A 20,147-nucleotide genomic window follows, 5' to 3' on the forward strand; every position below is an offset into this window, starting at 1 on the left:
CGGGCCGCCAAAGCCCGTTTTTCATCATTCCAGCTGCATTTTGCGCAATTCTTACTTCGAACCGGATACTTTCGGCTGTTCGTGATAGATCAGTAATGGTTTGGCACCGTTGCTGATGGTGTTCTCATCAATGACGACCTTGGAAACATCTTGCTCGTTTGGCAATTCGAACATCACGTCCAGCAAGGCATGTTCAAGAATCGAACGCAGACCGCGCGCACCTGTCTTGCGGGCAATGGCTTTTTTGGCAATTGCCTGCAATGCGGCAGGACGGATTTCCAGTTCTGCGCCTTCCATCTGCAGCAGCTTGGTGTACTGCTTGAGCAGCGCATTCTTCGGCTCGACCAGAATCTGGATCAGCGCATCTTCGTTCAGTTCGCTCAACGTTGCGACGACCGGCAAACGGCCGACCAATTCCGGAATCAGGCCGAACTTGATCAGATCTTCCGGTTCGGTATTCAGCATGACATCGCTAGCCGTACGTTCTTCACGGCTCTTCACGCTGGCGGAGAAACCAATGCCGCTTTTTTCCGAGCGTTCCGAAATGATTTTCGCCAGACCATCGAATGCCCCACCGCAAATGAACAGAATGTTGGTCGTATCGATCTGCACGAAATCCTGATTCGGATGTTTGCGTCCACCCTGTGGCGGCACCGAGGCCATCGTGCCTTCGATCAGTTTCAGCAACGCCTGCTGCACGCCTTCGCCGGAAACGTCGCGCGTGATCGACGGATTGTCCGACTTGCGTGAAATCTTGTCGATCTCGTCGATGTAGACGATGCCCTTCTGCGCACGCTCAACTTCGTAATTGCAGTTCTGCAGCAGCTTCTGGATGATGTTTTCGACGTCCTCGCCAACATAGCCGGCTTCGGTCAGCGTCGTGGCATCGGCAATCACGAACGGCACATCGAGTGTACGTGCAAGCGTTTGCGCCAGAAGCGTCTTGCCGGAACCCGTCGGCCCCACGAGCAAAATATTGCTCTTGGTCAATTCGACGTCGTCCTTCTTGCCGAGATGCTTCAGCCGCTTGTAATGGTTATAGACCGCAACCGACAGTATGCGCTTGGCAGCCTGCTGGCCGATCACGTATTGATCCAGCAACTCGCACAGTTCCTGCGGCGTCGGCAAATCGCTGCGTGGAGTGCCGCCTACCGATTCGATGCTCGCTGCTTCATCGCGAATGATGTCATTGCACAAGTCGATGCACTCGTCGCAGATGAACACGGACGGACCGGCAATGAGCTTCTTCACCTCATGCTGACTTTTGCCGCAAAAGGAGCAGTAAAGCAATTTTTCGCCGCTTGAGGATTTTTTCTCTGACATGGTGCGTATCTTTTAATTGAACGGATCGATATTACCTGCGAATCCACGATTCGTCACGCCGCTCACAGTGGCAATTTTGCCAATCCGATGACGCAAAGCAAAACGCCCGGAACATGCCGGGCGTTCACGAATGCAGACAGCGCCGTGTTACTCGCGATGCATCAGGACCTTGTCAATCATGCCATATTCCACGGCGGCTTCCGCCGACATGAAATTGTCGCGATCGGTGTCCTTCGAAATTTCCTCTACCGACTTTCCGGTACGTTCGGCAAGAATGCCGTTCAAACGTTCCCGCAGATAAAGAATTTCGCGCGCCTGGATTTCGATATCCGAAGCCTGGCCTTGCGCGCCGCCCAGCGGCTGGTGAATCATGATGCGCGAATTCGGCAGCGAAAAACGCTTGCCCTTCTCACCGGCAGCCAGCAGGAAAGCGCCCATCGATGCTGCCAGACCGGTACACAGCGTGGAGACGTTCGGCTTGATGAACTGCATCGTATCGTAGATCGCCATGCCGGCAGAAACCGAACCTCCCGGCGAGTTGATGTACAGGGAAATATCCTTGTCCGGGTTTTCGCTTTCCAGAAACAACATCTGCGCAACAATCAGATTGGCCGACTGGTCGTTGACAGGACCGACCAGAAAAATGATGCGCTCTTTCAGCAGTCGCGAGTAAATGTCATACGCGCGCTCGCCACGGCCGCTTTGTTCGATCACCATCGGCACCATACCGAGCATGTCGGTATCGAGCGCGGAAGTGCGGATCATGCTTGTCGTCATCTGCTTTCCTCGAAAAGAGCGCACAAGGCGCTCTCATTATCGTGAGTTGCTATCAGCCTTGTGCGTTATTACCCATCAATTCGTCGAACGCGACCGGCTTCTCGGTCACCTTCGCCTTGCCCAGCACGTAATTGACGACGTTTTCTTCCAAAACAAGTGCCTCGATCTCGGCCAGGCGATTGCGGTCGCTGAAATAATACTTGATAACCTGTTGCGGATCTTCGTAGCTCTGCGCGAATTCCTCGACTTGCGCAGCGACCTGCTCCGGCTTGGCCTGCAATTCGTTGGTCTTGACGATGTCGGCCAGAATCAGGCCGAGACGCACACGACGCTCCGCCTGCTCGCTGAACAGTTCGCGCGGGAACGGCATGTCGTTGTTGATCTTCATGCCACGCTGCACCATATCCTGACGGGTCTGGTCCATCAGACGATCGACTTCCTGATCGACCAGCGCCTTCGGCACATCCAGTTCGCTGTTCTTGATCAGCGCATCCATCACGCTGTCCTTGACGCGTGCCTTGATGCGATTGCCGACTTCGCGCTGCAGGTTGCTCTTGATGTCTTCGCGCATTTTGCCCAGATCGCCATCGGGAACGCCCAGCGACTTGGCGAACTCCGTGTCGACTTCCGGCATGTGTGCCCATTCGATCTGCTTCAGCGTCACTTTGAATTCTGCGGTTTTACCGGCGACGTCGGCACCGTGATAGTCGGCCGGGAACGACAGCGGGAAAGTACGCGATTCACCAACCTTCAGGCCCAGCGTGCCGTTTTCGAATTCAGCCAGCATGCGGCCTTCACCCAGCACAAAAGCGTAGTCGTCTGCCTTGCCGCCCTGGAATTCAACACCGTCGATGGTGCCGACGAAATCGATGGTGACGCGATCACCGTTCTTTGCGGTCAGATCGGAGCCGCCGTCGCCGTGCGCGCTCTGCTCGCCCTTGACGTGGTAATGGACGCGCTGCTTGCGCAGGATATCGATCGTCTTGTCGATTTCACCTTCGCTGACGTCGGTTGTAACCTTCTCGACTTCCGCCTGTGCCAGATCGCCGATTTTCACTTCCGGATAGACCTCGAAGATCGCATCGAATGCGATCGTGCCTTCGGCGGCACCTTCGGTCTTCGGTTCGATCTTCGGGAAACCGGCAACACGCAGATTGTTCTCGCCGGTCGCTTCGCTGAATGCGCGGCCGACCTTGTCGTTCAGCACTTCATTCTCGATCTGATAGCCGTATTGCTGCGCAACCATCTTCATCGGCACCTTGCCCGGACGGAAGCCCGGCGCCTTGGCCGTGCGCGCACGCACTTTCAGGCGCTTTTCCACTTCGGCCTGTACGTCAGCGACTTGCACGTTGATGGTGATGCGGCGTTCGAGTTTTTCGAGGGTTTCGACTGCAGTTGCCATGTGAATCGTCCAAAAAATTAAGAATACTTTCGTGGTGCGAGGAGGGGGACTCGAACCCCCACACCATTGCTGGCGTCAGGACCTAAACCTGGTGCGTCTACCAATTTCGCCATCCTCGCGGGATCGGTGCGCCGGCAAAAATGCAAAGGGCGACCACGAAGTGAATGCGTGTCGCCCTGCGCTGCCATGATGCCGGCTTTTCAACTTCAACCCGGAATTTTACTGGATTTTAACCTCGCTGCGCTGATTTTTGACACTTTGCCATGCCGAGCCTCATGTCATTCCGGCGGCAGGCCCCGCTTTTTCCTTTACCATGCGCTCTGGCAATCCCTGCTACCGCTCACATGCCCGTCGACCACTACGAAAATTTCCCTGTTGCTTCATTGCTGTTGCCCGCCCGGTTGCGGCCGGCGGTGGAAACCATCTATGCATTCGCTCGCAGCGCGGACGATCTGGCCGACGAAGGCAATGCGACAGCGGACCAGCGGCTCGCTGCGCTAAGCGCCTATGAAATGGAGCTGGACCGGATCGCATCCGGCCAGCCGACAACCATTCCCCTGTTCCAGCCGCTGGCACGCATCATCCGCGAACATTCGCTTCCGCTGCAGCCGTTCCGCGATCTGCTGTCGGCGTTCAAACAGGACGTCGCCATCCAGCGTTACGAAACCTTCGATGCCCTGCTCGACTATTGCCGCCGCTCCGCCAATCCGGTCGGCATCCTGATGCTGCATCTGTACGATGCGGCGACCGAACCCAATGTGCGCGATTCGGACGCGATCTGCTCGGCACTGCAGTTGATCAATTTCTGGCAGGACGTAGCCATCGATCTGGAAAAGCAGCGTGTTTATCTGCCGCAGGAAGATCTGCTCCGGTTCGGCATATCCGAGCGCGACATGTCCGAACGACGCACCCACGATGCCTGGCGTGCGCTGATGTGGTTCGAAGTCGCACGTACGCGCGCCATGCTGCTTTCCGGCGCACCGCTGGCGCTGCGCTTGCCTGGCCGCATCGGCTGGGAACTGCGCATGGTGGTGCAAGGCGGTTTGCGCATCCTGGAAAAAATCGAAGCCATCGATTTCGACGTCCATCGCCGCCGTCCCAAGCTGGACAGCAGCGACTGGCTGCGCATCGTCTGGCGCGCGATACGCATGCGCACTTCCCTGCGCGCATCATCTTGATTTGTCGCCACTGCCCGACTCGGCTAGCATAGCGGCTTGATTCAGCGCAAATCCAGCGCAAAGCGCCCACACTCATGTCTCCCGACGAATACTGCCAGCAAAAAGCCGCACAAAGCGGATCGAGCTTCTATTACAGTTTCCTGTTCCTGCCGCCGGACCGGCGCCGCGCCATTACCGCGCTGTACGCGTTCTGCCGCGAAGTGGACGATACCGTCGACGAATGCACGGACGCCGGCGTGGCCCGCATCAAGCTCGCATGGTGGCGTACCGAAATTGCCGCGCTGATGGCAGGCAACGCAACGCATCCCGTCATGCAGGCACTGCAACCACACCTAGAACGCTATGCGATCGACAGCGACAAGCTGATCGCCATCGTCGATGGCATGGAAATGGATCTGGACCAGACGCGCTATCTGGATTTCGCCGGCCTGCAGAAATACTGCTGGCATGTGGCCGGGGTGGTCGGCATCCTGTCGGCCAACATCTTCGGCGTCACCAATCCGCAAACGCTGCAATACGCGGAAAAACTCGGCCTCGCCTTCCAGCTGACCAACATCATCCGCGACGTCGGCGAAGATGCGCGCAAGGGCCGCATCTATCTGCCGGTCAGCGAACTGCAGCAGTTCAACGTGACCGCCGCCGACATCCTGCATGCGCGCCACAGCGATCGTTTCGAGCAATTGATGCGTTTCCAGGCCGAACGCGCGCAGCGTCTGTACGACGAAGCCTTTGCCTTGCTGCCGAAGGAAGATCGCCGCGCGCAACGCCCCGGTCTCATCATGGCTGCCATCTATCGCGCGCTGCTGGGCGAAGTCGAACGCGACGGTTTCCATGTGCTGAACCAGCGCATCTCGCTGACGCCGTTGCGCAAGTTGTGGCTGGCCTGGACCACTTATGTGCGCGGCTGACGCACTGCTTTTCTCTCTCTTTCCATGACAGCTTCCGTCGCCGTCATCGGCGCCGGCTGGGCCGGCTGCGCTGCAGCCGTCGAGCTGGCAGTTGCCGGTTGCAAGGTCACGCTGTTCGAAGCCGCACGCACGCTGGGCGGCCGCGCACGCGCTGTCGAGCTCGATGGCAGAAAACTGGACAACGGTCAGCACATCCTGCTTGGCGCTTACACGGAAACCTTGCGCCTGCTCAAGATGAGCGGTGTCGATCCCGACTCAGCCTTGCTGCGCCTGCCGCTACAGATGCGCTATCCGTCGGGCTGCGACGGCATGGACTTCGTTGCACCGCATCTGCCGGCGCCGTTGCATCTGCTCGTCGCGTTATTGCGTGCGCAAGGATTGACGCGCGACGACAAGATGGCGCTCGCCCGCTTGTCGACGACGGCGCGCTGGATGGACTGGCGATTGAATGACGATTGCAGCGTTACGACACTACTGCAGCGTTACGACCAGACCGAACGCCTGATCCGGCTGATGTGGCAACCGCTATGCATCGCCGCCTTGAACACCCCGCCGGAACGCGCCTCCGCACAGGTTTTTCTGAATGTACTGCGCGACAGCCTGGGTGCACGCCGTGCGGCATCTGACATGCTGATTCCCAAAACCGACCTGAGCACGCTGTTTCCACAGCACGCCGCCGGCTTCATCGAAAAACATGGTGGAAAAATCCGGACAGGTACGGCCGTTACAGGAATACGCAAGGCCGAACAAGGATGGATGCTGACGACGGCAGACAACGATGAAGCGCACTTCGATGCAGCAGTAATCGCCACACATGCCGTGCAGACGGCAAGCCTGTTGGCCGAAGCAACCGGCCACACGGCTTTCTCGGACTTTGCCTACGAACCGATCAGCACCTGCTATCTGCAATATCCGGCCGGCACGCAACTCGCACAACCGTTCTTTGCCCTGCTCGACGATCCGCTCCATGATCGGCCTGGACAATTCGTCTTCGACCGCGGCCAGCTCGATGCACAACAGAACGGCCTGTTCGCCGTCGTCATCAGCGCTTCATCTGCCGCTATCGCGGATGGACATGCCGCTCTGGCGCAAGCCGTGGCCACGCAACTTGCTGCTGCCTTCGAACGGCCGGAACTCGCGCATCCGGAATGGACGCGCGTCATCACCGAAAAACGCGCGACCTATTCCTGCACGCCCGCACTGGAACGTCCAATCGAACAAACGGAATTTCCCGATCTGGCGATTGCCGGCGACTATCTGGCCGGCGACTATCCGGCAACGCTGGAATCCGCCGTACGCAGCGGCGTCAAGGCGGCGCGAGTGCTACAAGAAAATCTATCGGCAAACTAGCGGCACACGCGCCGCAAGTGCCCTCATTCCAGTTCGCGCACGCGATTCATCGCTTCGTCGATGCGCTCGACGCCGATCACTTTCAAGCCTTCGATCTTCTGCTTGGGTGCATTCGCTTTCGGAATCAGCGCCATCGAAAAGCCCAGCTTGGCCGCTTCGCGCAAACGCTCCTGCCCGCGCGGCGCAGGACGGATCTCGCCAGCCAAACCGACTTCGCCGAACACCACCAGCCCGCGCGGCAACGGCTTGCTGCGCATCGACGAATGGATCGCCAGCAACACTGCCAGATCGGCTGCCGGTTCGGTGATCTTCACACCACCAACAGCGTTGATGAATACGTCCTGGTCGAAGGCCGCAATGCCGGCATGACGATGCAGCACCGCCAGCAGCATCGCCAGTCGATTCTGCTCCAGTCCGACCGACAAACGGCGCGCATTCGGCACATGCGAACTATCCACCAGCGCCTGGATTTCCACCAGCAGCGGCCGCGTGCCTTCCTGCGTCACCATCACGCAGGAACCAGGAACCGGATTGTCGTGCTGCGACAGAAATAATGCCGATGGATTCGAAACCCCCTTCAAGCCCTTTTCCGTCATCGCGAACACGCCTAGTTCGTTAACGGCACCGAAGCGGTTTTTGATCGCGCGCACCAGGCGGAAGCTCGAATGCGTATCGCCTTCGAAATACAACACGGTATCGACGATGTGTTCCAGCACGCGTGGGCCGGCCAGCGAACCTTCCTTCGTCACGTGGCCGACCATGATGATCGTGATGCCGTTCTGCTTGGCCACGCGCGTCAGCTGCGCCGCGCATTCGCGCACCTGTGCCACCGAGCCCGGTGCCGACGTCAATGCATCCGAATAGATGGTCTGGATCGAATCGATGACGGCGACTTCTGGTTTGTGCTCTGCCAGCGTGTTGAGGATTTTTTCCAGCTGAATTTCTGCCTGTAGTTTCAGTTCGCGGCCGTCCACCGACAGCCGCTTCGCACGTAATGCGATCTGCGCGCCGGATTCCTCGCCGCTGACGTACAACACCTTCTTGATCTTCGACAGATTGGACAGCGCCTGCAGCAGCAACGTGGATTTGCCGATACCCGGATCGCCGCCGATCAGCACGACACCGCCGGCCACCAGCCCGCCTCCCAGCACGCGATCGAATTCCTCGATGCCGGTGCCGAAACGCGGCACGTCCATCGCTTCGATATCAGCCAGGCTCAACACCGGCGCTGTCTGTACCAGACCCTGATGCTGTGCCGAGAAACGATTCGTGCCACCGCTTTCGACGACGGTTTCCACCAGCGTATTCCACGCGCCGCAGGATGTGCACTGGCCGCCCCACTTGGCGGAAACGCCGCCGCATTCGCTGCAGGTGTAATTGGTTTTGGCTTTGGCCATCTGTAATTGTCTGTTCCGGTTATTTCACTAATTGTTATGCCATCGACGAGCGTCGCAAAAATCGTGCGATCAGCCGCAAGATCAGTCGCCGATCTCCACGACCCGCACACGCGGCATGATCGCGCACATCAATTCGTATCCGACCGTACCGGCCGCATTGGCGACTTCGTCGATCGGCAAGCCTTCACCCCACAAGGTCACCTTGCTGCCGATGCGCGCATAGGGAATCGGCGTCAGGTCGACGGTGATCATGTCCATCGAGACGCGACCGACGACGCGAGTGCGAATGCCATCGACCAGGATCGGTGTGCCGTCCGGCGCATGGCGCGGGTAGCCATCCGCATAACCGCAGGCGACCACGCCGATCGCCATCGGCCGCTCGGCCACGAAACGGCTGCCATAACCGACTGCATCGCCGGCCGCGATCTGCTGGATACCGATCACCTCCGTCTGCAGCGTCATTGCCGGCCTCAGATCGAAAGAAGCGGCCGTGCGCTCGGCCGGCGTCGCGCCATACAGCATCACACCGGGGCGCACCCAGTCGACAGCGAATTCCGGATGCAGCAGATCGGCGGCGGAATTGGAGAGACTACGCATGCCCGACAAATCGCCGGTCGCAGCCATGAAGCGGCGCGCCTGCTCCGATGGCGGCAGCACAGGATGATCGCCCTCTTCCGCATTGGCAAAATGCGTGACGAATCCGATATCGCGCACGAACGGCAGCGCGCGCAGGCGTTTCCAGATAGCGGAACACTCGGCAGGCATGAAGCCCAGGCGGTTCATGCCGCTGTTTACTTTCAGATGCACATCGATCTGCGCATCCTGCCGGCCGGGCTGGAGTTTTTCTAGCAGATCCAACTGGGCGAGAGAATGAACGACCGTATCCAGCTCGAAATCGATGACGGTCTGCAGATCTGCTTCATCGAAAAAACCTTCCAGCAGGACGATGCGCTTGGTCCAACCGAACTGGCGCAGTTCGATTGCGCCTTCCGGCTCGATCAGGCCGAGTCCGTCCGCATCGGCGAAACCGCGCAATGCGCGCGTCAGGCCATGGCCGTATGCATTCGCCTTGACGACCGCCAGAATCCTTGATGCCGGCGCGCATTTCCTCGCGACGGCAAGATTGTGTCTGAGGGCGGCAATATCGATGGTGGCGACGAGCGGTCTGGGCATACGTGAATCGGTCGGAACAGTCAATCGGAGATCGTGCATTTTACCGGACGATAGCTGCATCGCGCCCGTCAATTCATCGGGCGTTCATGATTTTCATGGTATAAAGCAGGCCGGAGATACAAAGCAAACACAGCAAAAAGAGTCGATGCGGATGAATCGCGGTTTCTACACCATCATGGCGGCGCAGTTTTTTTCCTCGCTCGCCGACAATGCCCTTCTCATCGCAGCCATCGCTCTGTTGACAACCATGCAGTCGCCCGACTGGATGACCCCGCTGCTGAAACTGTTCTTCGTCCTTTCCTACGTATTGCTTGCCGCCTTCGTCGGCGCCTTTGCCGATGCGCTGCCCAAGGGGCGTGTCATGTTCATCACCAACCTGATCAAGATTGTCGGTTGCGCGATGATGTTCTTTCATGTCCACCCGCTGCTGGCATATGCAGTCGTCGGCTTCGGCGCCGCAGCCTATTCACCGGCCAAATACGGCATCCTGACCGAATTGCTGCCGGCGGAAAAACTGGTCGCCGCCAATGGCTGGATCGAAGGCCTGACGGTGGCTTCGATCATTCTCGGCACCGTCATGGGCGGCGCGCTGATCAACCCACGCATTGCTGCCGGGTTGCTGGCTTTCGATTTTCCAATCATCGACCTGGGCATCGATACGCCTGCCGAAGCCGCATTGTGCGTTATCGCCGTCACCTATCTGCTGGCTGCACTCTTCAATCTGCGGATTCCGGATACCGGCGCACGCTATCCACACCAGGAACGCAACCCGATCAAGCTGATTGCCGATTTTGCAGGTTGCTTCACCACGCTCTGGAAAGACCGGCTGGGCCAGATTTCTCTGGCCGTCACTACCTTGTTCTGGGGAGCCGGCGCAACGCTGCAGTTCATCGTGCTGAAATGGGCGGAACAATCGCTGGGCATGCCGCTCGACAAGGCCGCCATTTTGCAGGGCATCGTCGCCTGCGGCGTGGCAATCGGCGCAATGGCAGCAGCCCGCTTTGTTCCGCTGAAAAAATCGCTGTCCGTGATGCCACTCGGCATCATCATGGGCATCGTCGTGATGGCGATGACGATGGTGCACACCACGTTGATCGCCTATCCTCTTCTGGTTCTGGTCGGCGCGCTATCCGGCTATTTCGTCGTACCGATGAATGCTCTGCTGCAGCATCGCGGCCATGTGCTGATGAGCGCAGGCCATTCGATTGCCGTACAGAATTTCAACGAAAACCTGTCGGTGCTGACGATGCTGCTGCTGTACGCTCTGATGGTCAAAATCGATCTGGACATCGATATCGTGATTGTCCTGTTCGGCCTGTTCGTGGCCGGCACGATGTACCTGATCATGCGCCGCCATGCCGCCAACCAGCGCGAACATGATTCGCTGTCGCTGATCGGCGAGACCAAGCACTAAGGTTTTACTTTTCAGATCGCCCCAGTTGCACGCGCTGCCCCGCGCGTGTGCGCCAGTCGTCCGGCACGATGAATCCTCTCTCTGCCTCGATCGCGCAATCACCGTCTTCCACCATCCGTGCCACCATTACCGGCATCGTGTCATCCGCGAAATGCGCAGACAGATGTGCCAGCAGCGCGCTCTTCGTCATTGTTTCCTGCCACGGCAACCGTGCCGGTGCCAGCCATTGCAGACGCGGCAGAATGACGTAACGCTCGCCGGAGTGGTTTTCCATCTCGCTCAGCGCACACCAGAATCCGCGGCAATGCGATGGAGATGTACCGTACATGTGCGACGACCGAGCATCGCCATCGGGGTAGAACAGCCATCCCTTCACCAACGCCTGCGCCAGTGCCACCGGTTCCGGCAATACTGTCTGGGCAGCCGGATGGATCGACAGCTGTAATTGCCGATCGAAGATCTTGTGCATCTTCGCACCCAGCGTATCCGCCAAATTCGGGCCGACGAAATAATCGGCATCGGCTCCAGCGCCGCTCGATTCGAGCAGATAGAACTTCGTGGCAAATTCCCAGTGCACCAATTGTGCATTCAAGCGCAGCAGAAAATCGAACTCGCCTATCGTCGTGTTGCCGTCCCGGACCTGTACGCCATGTGCGACCAGAATGCCTCGATGCAGCAAATAGAAAGACATCAGCTTTTCAGCATGGCGGCCCAGACGGGAAAACGGCCGTACGTCCAGATGCACATGCAAGGCCTGGGGGTCATCATCGAGCTTGTGCAGCCATGCGGCGATCTCCGCATCGGCGATACCATCCAGCGTAGCAATACGGCCTTGCCACCGTTCGTCGGAAGCATCCAGCAGGCCTGGCGCCTCCAGCAACCAGGCAAGACTGCGCACCTGCGGATCGCGCAGATGCGGCCAGCGTCGATGAAACTCTTTCTGGAAAGTGGCGGCAGGCCGTGCCGCAGAATCAGCTGGTGCCTTCATAGGCCTGCATCGCCAGGCACAAGTCGGCCCATGCCTTGCTCTTGTCCGGCAGATTGCGCAGCAGATAAGCGGGATGATAGGTGACGATCAACGGTATATCGCCATGACGATATACCTTGCCGCGCAACCGGCTGACCGGTGTGGAAGGATCCAGTTGCAGTAGCGACAATGCCGCCGTCTTGCCGAGCGCGACGATGACGGTCGGCCGGATCAGTGCAATCTGCCGCTGCAGGTACGGCATGCAGGTACCGGATTCTTCGGCTTCCGGCGGCCGGTCGCGCTTGTTGGAATCGGTCGGACGGCATTTGACGATATTGGCGATATAGGTGTTTTCGCCACGCTTCAATCCCATCGCCACCATCATGTTGTCGAGCAGCTTGCCGGCCGGGCCGACAAAGGGCATCCCTTGCTGATCCTCGTTCCGGCCCGGGCCTTCGCCGATGAACATCCAGCGTGCCTTGCGATCGCCGACGCCGAATACCGTCTTCGTGCGCGTCTTGCATAGATTGCAACTGGTGCATCCGGATACGGCAGATTGCAGTGCATCCCAATCCATGCCGGCAATTGCCGCCTCCCGCTCATTGACCGCATCGACCATCGCGAATGCCGTTTCCACCGGCGATTCAATAACAGGTTCCGAAGTTACAGACGCCAGCACAGGCTCGTCCGGCAACAATGCCGCTGAAACATCTGCATCTGCCACGGATGCGGATGCAGAATGGCGCTGTTGCCAGATCGGCCCCAGTCCCATCTCATGCAGAAATGCCGTGCGGCGCGTCGTATCGCTCATAGCACCAGCTTCATGACGATGGCATCCTCGCGCTCATTGTTTGGCGCCGGATAATATCCCTTGCGTACGCCGATGCACGTGAAGCCGTATTGTCGATAGATTTTTTCCGCGCGCGCATTCGATGGGCGAACTTCCAGCAACATCGCATGCAGCTTTTTCTCGCGCGTGATGGCTCTCGCCTTGTCGAGCAGCAGCAGGCCGATGCCCTGCCCCTGCATATCCCGATGTACGGTGATGTTGAGCAAATGAGCATCGTCCACCGACAGCATCAGCAGGAAATAGCCGACCAACGCGCCGGCCTCGTCGCGTAGCAGCCAGGTTTCATAGTTACTGCTGATCGAGTCGAGAAAATTGCCGCGCGTCCACGGAAATGGGTAGAGGTCGTTCTCTATCGCCAGCACATCGCTGATATCTGAAGGTTGCATGCGGCAGAAGCGGAACTCGCGTATCGGTTCTGCCGCAGATGCCGGCGGCGCACTGAACACCATGCTCATGCCGTTTCCCTTCTTGCAGCTTCCGCCTTCGCCATACGTTCACTGGTAGTCAATGCGACCTTGTTGCGCAGATAAAGCGGTTCGGCCGCATCGGCATACACGCCGTCTCCCCGCGCGAAGGCAGTAGCGCCCAATGTTGCCACTTGCGCGGCATGCGGCACCAGGTCGGCCCATGTTTTTTCGAAGAAGGCACGTCCGGCGAAATCCGGCTCATAGGCTTTCAGCCCATTGCCGCACGCAACCGGCGTACCGATTGCAGCGACATCCGAAGCGGACGACAGCGTCGGTTCCACCACGATCTGCCAGTCGGCATCCGTGCCGAAACGATATTGCGCCCAGTAGACTTCTCCCATGCGCGCATCGATGATCGCCAGCACCTCCGCTGCACCGCTTTGCTCATGGCATGCGCGCGCCAATGCCAGCAGCGTCACCGTCGGCAGCAACGGCAATTCGGCACCGAACGCCAAGCCTTGCGCAATACCGCAAGCCGTGCGCACACCGGTGAACGAGCCCGGTCCCGAACCAAAGGCAATCGCATCGCAATCGGCCAGCGCAACGCCAGCGTCGCGCAGGAGTTCCTGCACCATCGGCAGAATGGTTTGCGAATGATTGGCAACTCCGGCCGACTCGCGCACGGTAAGCGCGCCATTGCTTAGCAAGGCGGCGGATGCAAGATCGGCGGAAGTTTCGATGGCGAGAATCGTGGACATGGCGCGTATTTTACCGTGCAAGGCCGGAGCGTTCAGTGCAAACCTGCACAATCGCACCGCCGATCAAGAACAGATGCAAACCGGTAGAATAACGGCATGCCAACCATCGTACTAGACCAGGAAAACAAGTCGCAGCTCGCGCAGCAGATGAAGGACGACACCTGGGTCGTCGCCTGCCTGTGCGCCGCCTGGTGTGATGTCTGCAATTCCTATCGCCCCGGCTTCGATGCGCTGGCGAACGAGCATCCCGACAAATTGTTTGTCTGGATCGATATCGAGGATCGCGCCGACCTGGTTGGCGATTTCGACGTCGAAAATTTCCCTACCCTGCTGCTCCAGCGCGGCGACGATGTCGTTTTTTATGGAACATCACTGCCCGACCCGCGCATTGCGCACCGCCTGCTCATGGCGCATGCGGGCAAGACCGACGACGAGCGACGCATGGAAACAAGAAACAACGCCGAGCAACGTGTCTGGCAACAGGAACGCAACCTGCGCGCGGCATTGCGTCAGGACTGACGAACGCGTCGCGATCGTCTCTCCGAAAACAAAAAACCCCGGCATGCCGGGGTTTTCTTATTACATTCGATTACCGATTAGGCTTTCTGAATGTTCGAAGCTTGCTTGCCTTTCGGGCCAGTCGTCACTTCGAAAGTAACGCGCTGGTTTTCCTGCAGGGATTTGAAGCCCGAATCTTGGATAGCCGAGAAGTGTGCGAACAGATCTTCGCCGCCTTCGTCCGGGGTAATAAAGCCGAAGCCTTTTGCGTCATTGAACCATTTAACGGTACCAGTTGCCATTGCAATTCCTATTTTCAAGTTGTGGGGCAAACGCCCCGATAGTTCGTTTCAACCAAGACAGGAATGACAGACAGACTGCACCACAAGCTCGAATCTCCACGCCAAATGATTATACCGGAAGAAAATCGCCGCACGTTGCACAATTCAGCATAATTTGTCGTGCGAATGCCTCATTCATCCCATTATGCGATTGCCAATGTCCGACAAGCAACGCCATTTCGCCATTTTCACTCACCGGGAGTCGGTGGCGGACGGTTCGCCTCGGCTGCCGCCTTTGCCTGTTTGGCCGCTTCAGCCTTTTCCTTCTCAGCCTTGCGCTCTGCTACCTTGCGCTGACGCTCTGCCGCTTCCTTTTGCTTGGCTTCGTACTTTTCGACATTCGCGGCACGTTCCGCTGCGCCAGCCTGTTGTTCCTGTTCAATTTGCTGCAGGCGTTTTTCATGGTCTGCCACTTTTTTCGCATAGGCATCCGCTTTGTCCCTGCGCGCTGGGTCCACAGTCTCGGCCGCCGGCGCCGCAGTTGTAGCGGACTCTTCCGGCTTCGGTGTCGTCAGGATCGGATCGACCTTGTTCTTTTCCGCCCTTTCGCGTGCCTTTTCCTCCAGCTTCCTGTCACGCTTTTCCACACGCGCATGGCGGATATAAGCATTGGCTTCGACCTCGATTTTCTTGACGACCTGCAGATCCAGACGTTTGCGTTCAGTCGCCTTGTTCAGGCAAGCAGTGGTAAAAAACTTGGGATAGCACAACTGCTGTTCCGCCTCGAATCGCTGCTCAAGTTTCGTGCGGGATTCCTTCGCATCCGCCAGCGCAACATCAGCCTGCTCCGTCGACTGGATGGAACCGGCCGGATAATGTTCGACGATGCCGTCGATCGTGTAGGCCAGAATTTCCTCATGCGCATCTTCGGCAGATTGCGCCAGCGCAAATTGGCTGCACGACAACAGCATGGAGAAAACCACAAGTTTCAATGATTGCTTCATAACTTTCCGGATAGATAATTCACTAAAAGGATGGAGCGTGGCGACGCTCCGCCTCCATGTATTCGGCGGACTGCATTTCCATCAGACGCGAAACGGTGCGCTGAAATTCCATCGCCTGCGAACCTTCGACATACAGTTGCTCCATCGGCACCTCGGCCGAGACCAATAGCTTGATCTTGTGATCGTACAGCACATCGACCAGCCAGATGAATCGGCGCGCCTCCGATGCCATGGCTGCCGACATTGCCGGCACATCCGACAGAATCACTGTATGAAAACGGCTGGCGATTTCCAGGTAATCGTTTTGCGAACGGGGTCCGCCGCACAGCGTTGCAAAATCGAACCAGATTACGCCGCCCGCACGGCGCAGCGAACGGATATTCCGTCTTTCGACGTGAATGACCGGATCTTCGTCTTCCATTTCTGCAATACGCTCGAAAGCAGCCTGCAATTCCCTCTCGGCCCTAGCGTCTGCCGGTGTGTGATAGGCCTCCACCTGCACCAGCGCACGCTTGCGGTAATCCGTGCCGCCATCGACTTGCAGGATATCCATCTTTTCCTTCAGCAAGGCAATGGCCGGCAAGATGCGATCGCGATGCAGGCCGTCGGGATACAGCGTGCCCGGCTCGAAATTGGAGGTGATGATGAACGACACGCCGTGCGCGAACAATGCCTTGAACAAATTGTAGAGAATCATCGCGTCGGCGATATCGATCACGTGAAACTCGTCGAAGCAGATCAGCCGATATTTCTTTGCTACATTCGCCGCCACCGTATCTAGCGGATCGGCAACCTTTTTCAATGCATCAAGTTGCCGGTGCACGTCGCGCATGAATTCGTGGAAATGCACACGCGTCTTTCTTTTCAGCGGAACGACCGAATAGAAGCTGTCCATCAAAAAAGATTTGCCGCGCCCGACACCGCCCCACATATAGACGCCGCGCGGCACTTCCGGCGGAGACAGCCATCGCCGCAACGGATTACGGCGTTTTTCCTTGTACGTCATCCATTCATCGTAAGCGCGCTGCAGCCGGTTCACTGCATTGCGCTGCGCAGCATCTGCGGAAAAACCGCGCGACTGCAGCGTCTGCTCGTAGAATTCGCTGACGTTCATTGCATCGTATCCGTGCGCAAAAAAACGGGCGAGCCATGCTCGCCCTTATCGTGAGAAAACCGTTTCGTCATTGCGGCGACATCGTAACCCGTATGCGCGGCGGATAACCGCTGCCGCTCGAACCGATCGGCAGGCTGAAACCGAGCCCCATGCCAACATTGCCGCTGCCACCGCCAACACCGACGCCCATGCTGGAACCACCGCCGCCCTGCCCAATCGGCGGCATGCGCAATTCGGATGTGCGATAGCCGGCCTTGTTGCAGACGATGCGCAAATCGCCGCTGGCCGGAATTTCCAGCGTCACGGGCGTAGTTACATTCCAGCTGCGACTACTGGTCGATACCGAGCAATTTGCACCCGGAAATTCCTGTCCGCTGGTCGTCGCCGTCACGATGGTGACCTGCCGATCGGCGAGGCCGGTCGCACATGCCGCCAACAGCACAGGCAACAGCAACGCCGTGATTTTTCCCGGTACGGTGCTCCGCACACAATGCTTCATACAGGCTCCTAGAAATTCAATGCCCGGCCATCGACCGCCAGCGAGGCTTCCTTCACCGCTTCCGACAACGAAGGATGCGCATGACAGATACGTGCGATATCTTCTGACGACGCGCGGAACTCCATCGCCGCCACCGATTCGGCGATCAGTTCCGATGCCATCGGGCCGATGATGTGCACACCGAGGATCTCGTCCGTGCGCGCATCAGCCAATACCTTGACGAAACCGGTGGTATCGCCCAGCGCACGTGCGCGGCCGTTCGCCAGGAAGGGAAAGCTGCCGCTCTTGTAGGCGACGTTCTCGCTCTTCAACTGCTGTTCGGTCTTGCCGACCCAGGCGATTTCCGGCGAGGTGTAAATCACCCACGGAACCGTGTTGAAATTGACGTGTCCATGCTGGCCGGCGATACGCTCAGCGACGGCAACGCCCTCTTCCTCCGCCTTGTGCGCCAGCATCGGCCCGCGCACGACGTCGCCGACTGCCCACACGTTCGGCAGGCTGGTGCGGCAATCATCATCGACCGCGATGAAGCCGCGTTCATCGAGTTTTAATCCGACATCTTCCGCGTTCAAGCCAATCGTGTTCGGTACACGGCCGATCGAGACGATCAGCTTGTCGAACACGGCTTTCTGCGCAGCGCCCTTGTCGTCGGTGTAATTGACCGTCACGTTGTTCTTGCCGGCCGCGATCGTGCCGATCTTGACGCCGAGATTGATGGACAATCCCTGCTTCGTAAATTGCTTCCACGCTTCCTTGGCAACCGCTTCGTCGGCCGCACCGAGGAAATTCGGCAAGGCTTCCAGTATCGTCACCTCCGAACCCAGGCGACGCCAGACGCTTCCCATTTCCAGGCCGATGACACCGGCGCCGATCAGGCCGAGCTTTTTCGGTACATCGGGAATGGCCAACGCACCGGTATTCGACAGAATCAGCTTTTCATCAAAAGGCACGTTCGGCAATGCGCGCGGCGACGAGCCTGTCGCCACGATGACATGCTTGGCAACGATGGTTTCTTCGGTCGCACCGGCAATACGGATTTCACTGCCGTCCGCCCCCGTTCTCACGAAGGAACCGCGACCGTGGAAAAACGTCACCTTGTTCTTCTTGAACAGGTAAAGAATACCGTCGTTGTTCTGCTTGACTACCGTATCCTTGCGGGCCAGCAGCTTTTTCAGATTCAGCGACAGCCCGCCTACTTCGATGCCATGGTCGGCAAACGCATGCCCCGCATGATCGAAATATTCGGAAGACTGCAACAATGCCTTGGAAGGAATGCAGCCGACGTTGGTGCAAGTGCCGCCTGGCGCCGGACCACCCTTCGCGTTTTTCCATTCGTCTATGCAGGCAGTGGAAAGTCCCAGCTGCGCGGCGCGAATCGCGGCGACATAGCCGCCTGGGCCGCCGCCGATCACTACGACATCGAAATTGTTCGCCATATCGTTATCCCGTCAAATCCGTCAGTATCGGAAGGCGCATCGTGCATCTGTATGCATCCATATTGCGCAATGGCCTTCCGGCAATCAAAATCCAGAATCGTGCCGACTCAAAGATCCAGCAGCAAACGTGCAGGGTCTTCCAGCGCCTCCTTCATTGCCACCAGACCGAGCACCGCTTCACGGCCATCGATGATGCGATGGTCGTAGGACAGCGCCAGATAATTGATCGGACGGATCACGATCTGCCCGTTCTCGACGACCGGGCGCTCCTTCGTCGCATGGATGCCGAGAATCGCGGATTGCGGCGGATTGATGATCGGCGTCGACAGCATGGAGCCGAAAATGCCGCCGTTGGAAATCGAGAAGGTACCGCCGGTCAGTTCTTCCAGCGTCAGCTTGCCGTCCTTCGCCTTGGTGCCGAATTCGCCGATCTTCTTCTCGATGTCCGCAATCGACATCTGGTCTGCATCGCGCAGGATGGGCACCACCAGTCCGCGCGGCGAACCGACGGCGATGCCGATATCGAAGTAGCCGTGATAGACGATGTCATTGCCATCGACCGATGCATTGATGATCGGATACTTCTTCAGCGCAGCGACCGCGGCCTTCACGAAGAAGGACATGAAGCCGAGCTTGACGCCGTGTTCCTTTTCGAACTTGTCGCGATATCTGGTGCGCAGATCCATGACAGGCTGCATGTTGACTTCGTTGAACGTCGTCAGAATGGCGTTGTTGGACTGCGACTGCAGCAACCGTTCCGCGATGCGGGCACGCAGGCGGCTCATCGGTACGCGCTCTTCCGGACGATCGGCCAAGGCCGGATTGGCTGGCGGAGCGACCTGCTGCAGCGACGGTTTGCTTGCCGCAGCTGGCGCAGCAGCAGCCGTTGCCGGCCGGTTCTGCAGATGATCGATCACGTCGCCCTTGGTGACCCGTCCATCCTTGCCCGTGCCAGTCACGTCGGATGCCGACAGCTTGTTCTCCGTCAGCATCTTGGCCGCAGCCGGCATGGCCACATCGGATTTACCGCCTTTACCTTCCTGCGCCTGGGATGTGCCCTGCGTTGGTGCGGACGATGCAGCGGCCGCCGGTTCGTCCGAGGGTGGATTTGGCGTAACGGCCGGTGCTGCCTTCGTATCGGCCACAGCCGACTTCGCATCGGTGTCGATCAGTGCAATCACCTCGCCCGCCACCACGGTGCTGCCGTCTTCCTTGGCGATCTGAGTGATGACGCCAGCATCCGGCGCCGGCAGTTCCAGCACGACCTTGTCGGTTTCGATGTCGATCAGGTTCTCGTCGCGTGCAACGGCTTCGCCGACCTTTTTATGCCACTGCAGCAGCGTCGCCTCGGCGACGGATTCCGACAGCTGCGGGACTTTTACCTCAAGAATTGCCATATAACTCTCCGTTT

20 protein-coding genes and 1 tRNA gene are annotated in these 20,147 nt (G+C 58.4%); 5 read left to right on the forward strand and 16 right to left on the reverse strand.

What is annotated here, in order from left to right:
• Positions 1–51 precede the first annotated feature (51 nt).
• The 4 genes from clpX to IEV40_RS00635 all read right to left on the reverse strand — a co-directional run bounded on the left by clpX (position 52) and on the right by IEV40_RS00635 (position 3,621).
• A complete protein-coding gene (gene clpX, locus IEV40_RS00620) occupies positions 52–1,323 on the reverse strand; it encodes an ATP-dependent Clp protease ATP-binding subunit ClpX (RefSeq protein WP_188419050.1) in 1,272 nt (423 codons plus the stop codon).
• Between the two features lie 147 nt (positions 1,324–1,470).
• The gene (clpP, locus tag IEV40_RS00625; RefSeq protein WP_308632356.1) at positions 1,471–2,100 is read right to left on the reverse strand and encodes an ATP-dependent Clp endopeptidase proteolytic subunit ClpP; all 630 of its coding nucleotides are present in this window, start codon (positions 2,098–2,100) and stop codon (positions 1,471–1,473) included.
• A 52-nt stretch (positions 2,101–2,152) separates the two neighbouring features.
• Positions 2,153–3,502: a trigger factor gene (gene tig / locus IEV40_RS00630; protein ID WP_188419051.1), complete on the reverse strand. Its 1,350-nt coding sequence runs from the start codon at positions 3,500–3,502 to the stop codon at positions 2,153–2,155.
• 32 nt (positions 3,503–3,534) lie between these two features.
• A tRNA-Leu gene (locus IEV40_RS00635) sits at positions 3,535–3,621 on the reverse strand.
• A 225-nt stretch (positions 3,622–3,846) separates the two neighbouring features.
• Between IEV40_RS00635 and hpnC the strand changes: the two genes are divergently transcribed.
• From hpnC to hpnE, 3 genes are all read left to right on the forward strand, one after another.
• Positions 3,847–4,680 (forward strand): squalene synthase HpnC, encoded by an 834-nt coding sequence (gene hpnC / locus IEV40_RS00640; protein ID WP_188419052.1) that lies wholly within the window; start codon positions 3,847–3,849, stop codon positions 4,678–4,680.
• 74 nt (positions 4,681–4,754) lie between these two features.
• Positions 4,755–5,588 carry a presqualene diphosphate synthase HpnD gene (gene hpnD, locus IEV40_RS00645; RefSeq protein WP_188419053.1) on the forward strand — a complete coding sequence of 278 codons (834 nt, stop codon included), beginning with the start codon at positions 4,755–4,757 and terminating at the stop codon, positions 5,586–5,588.
• Positions 5,589–5,612: 24 nt separating this feature from the next.
• The gene (gene hpnE, locus IEV40_RS00650) at positions 5,613–6,938 is read left to right on the forward strand and encodes a hydroxysqualene dehydroxylase HpnE (protein ID WP_188419054.1); all 1,326 of its coding nucleotides are present in this window, start codon (positions 5,613–5,615) and stop codon (positions 6,936–6,938) included.
• 23 nt (positions 6,939–6,961) lie between these two features.
• On the opposite strand, the gene radA is transcribed toward hpnE, so the two are convergent.
• Both radA and alr read right to left on the reverse strand, forming a co-directional pair.
• Positions 6,962–8,335 (reverse strand): DNA repair protein RadA, encoded by a 1,374-nt coding sequence (gene radA / locus IEV40_RS00655; RefSeq protein WP_188419055.1) that lies wholly within the window; start codon positions 8,333–8,335, stop codon positions 6,962–6,964.
• A gap of 81 nt (positions 8,336–8,416) precedes the next feature.
• Positions 8,417–9,508: an alanine racemase gene (gene alr, locus IEV40_RS00660; RefSeq protein WP_188419056.1), complete on the reverse strand. Its 1,092-nt coding sequence runs from the start codon at positions 9,506–9,508 to the stop codon at positions 8,417–8,419.
• Positions 9,509–9,659: 151 nt separating this feature from the next.
• On the opposite strand from alr, the gene lplT reads away from it, so the two are divergent.
• Positions 9,660–10,922: a lysophospholipid transporter LplT gene (gene lplT, locus IEV40_RS00665; protein ID WP_188419057.1), complete on the forward strand. Its 1,263-nt coding sequence runs from the start codon at positions 9,660–9,662 to the stop codon at positions 10,920–10,922.
• Positions 10,923–10,926: 4 nt separating this feature from the next.
• Here the strand turns inward: lplT and IEV40_RS00670 are convergent, their stop codons facing one another.
• The 4 genes from IEV40_RS00670 to tsaB are packed head-to-tail and all read right to left on the reverse strand — an operon-like array spanning position 10,927 to position 13,904.
• A complete protein-coding gene (locus IEV40_RS00670; RefSeq protein ID WP_188419058.1) occupies positions 10,927–11,910 on the reverse strand; it encodes a DUF1853 family protein in 984 nt (327 codons plus the stop codon).
• Positions 11,894–12,700, reverse strand: a complete 807-nt coding sequence (locus IEV40_RS00675; protein ID WP_188419059.1) for a uracil-DNA glycosylase — start codon at positions 12,698–12,700, stop codon at positions 11,894–11,896. Before IEV40_RS00675 ends, IEV40_RS00670 begins: the two co-directional genes overlap by 17 nt.
• Positions 12,697–13,194, reverse strand: coding sequence for a ribosomal protein S18-alanine N-acetyltransferase (gene rimI / locus IEV40_RS00680; protein WP_229723894.1), 498 nt, complete (start codon positions 13,192–13,194; stop codon positions 12,697–12,699). The genes IEV40_RS00675 and rimI overlap by 4 nt, the downstream gene beginning before the upstream one ends.
• Positions 13,191–13,904 carry a tRNA (adenosine(37)-N6)-threonylcarbamoyltransferase complex dimerization subunit type 1 TsaB gene (gene tsaB / locus IEV40_RS00685; protein WP_188419060.1) on the reverse strand — a complete coding sequence of 238 codons (714 nt, stop codon included), beginning with the start codon at positions 13,902–13,904 and terminating at the stop codon, positions 13,191–13,193. Before tsaB ends, rimI begins: the two co-directional genes overlap by 4 nt.
• Before the next feature lie 96 nt (positions 13,905–14,000).
• Here tsaB and IEV40_RS00690 point away from each other — a divergent pair, with 96 nt between their 5' ends.
• Positions 14,001–14,423 carry a thioredoxin family protein gene (locus tag IEV40_RS00690; protein ID WP_188419061.1) on the forward strand — a complete coding sequence of 141 codons (423 nt, stop codon included), beginning with the start codon at positions 14,001–14,003 and terminating at the stop codon, positions 14,421–14,423.
• Positions 14,424–14,500: 77 nt separating this feature from the next.
• On the opposite strand, the gene IEV40_RS00695 is transcribed toward IEV40_RS00690, so the two are convergent.
• From IEV40_RS00695 to odhB, 6 genes are all read right to left on the reverse strand, one after another.
• Positions 14,501–14,704 (reverse strand): cold-shock protein, encoded by a 204-nt coding sequence (locus IEV40_RS00695; protein ID WP_188419062.1) that lies wholly within the window; start codon positions 14,702–14,704, stop codon positions 14,501–14,503.
• 227 nt (positions 14,705–14,931) lie between these two features.
• Positions 14,932–15,687 carry a hypothetical protein gene (locus tag IEV40_RS00700; protein WP_188419063.1) on the reverse strand — a complete coding sequence of 252 codons (756 nt, stop codon included), beginning with the start codon at positions 15,685–15,687 and terminating at the stop codon, positions 14,932–14,934.
• Between the two features lie 22 nt (positions 15,688–15,709).
• On the reverse strand, positions 15,710–16,801 hold the full coding sequence (gene zapE, locus IEV40_RS00705; protein ID WP_188419064.1) for a cell division protein ZapE: 1,092 nt from the start codon (positions 16,799–16,801) through the stop codon (positions 15,710–15,712).
• A gap of 67 nt (positions 16,802–16,868) precedes the next feature.
• Positions 16,869–17,288 carry a hypothetical protein gene (locus IEV40_RS00710; protein ID WP_229723895.1) on the reverse strand — a complete coding sequence of 140 codons (420 nt, stop codon included), beginning with the start codon at positions 17,286–17,288 and terminating at the stop codon, positions 16,869–16,871.
• A 20-nt stretch (positions 17,289–17,308) separates the two neighbouring features.
• Positions 17,309–18,736: a dihydrolipoyl dehydrogenase gene (gene lpdA / locus IEV40_RS00715; RefSeq protein ID WP_188419066.1), complete on the reverse strand. Its 1,428-nt coding sequence runs from the start codon at positions 18,734–18,736 to the stop codon at positions 17,309–17,311.
• Positions 18,737–18,843: 107 nt separating this feature from the next.
• Positions 18,844–20,133, reverse strand: coding sequence for a 2-oxoglutarate dehydrogenase complex dihydrolipoyllysine-residue succinyltransferase (gene odhB / locus IEV40_RS00720; RefSeq protein ID WP_188419067.1), 1,290 nt, complete (start codon positions 20,131–20,133; stop codon positions 18,844–18,846).
• Positions 20,134–20,147 lie beyond the last annotated feature (14 nt).

It is taken from the genome of Oxalicibacterium solurbis (genome assembly GCF_014635845.1).
Classification (GTDB): Bacteria; Pseudomonadota; Gammaproteobacteria; order Burkholderiales; family Burkholderiaceae_D; genus Oxalicibacterium; species Oxalicibacterium solurbis.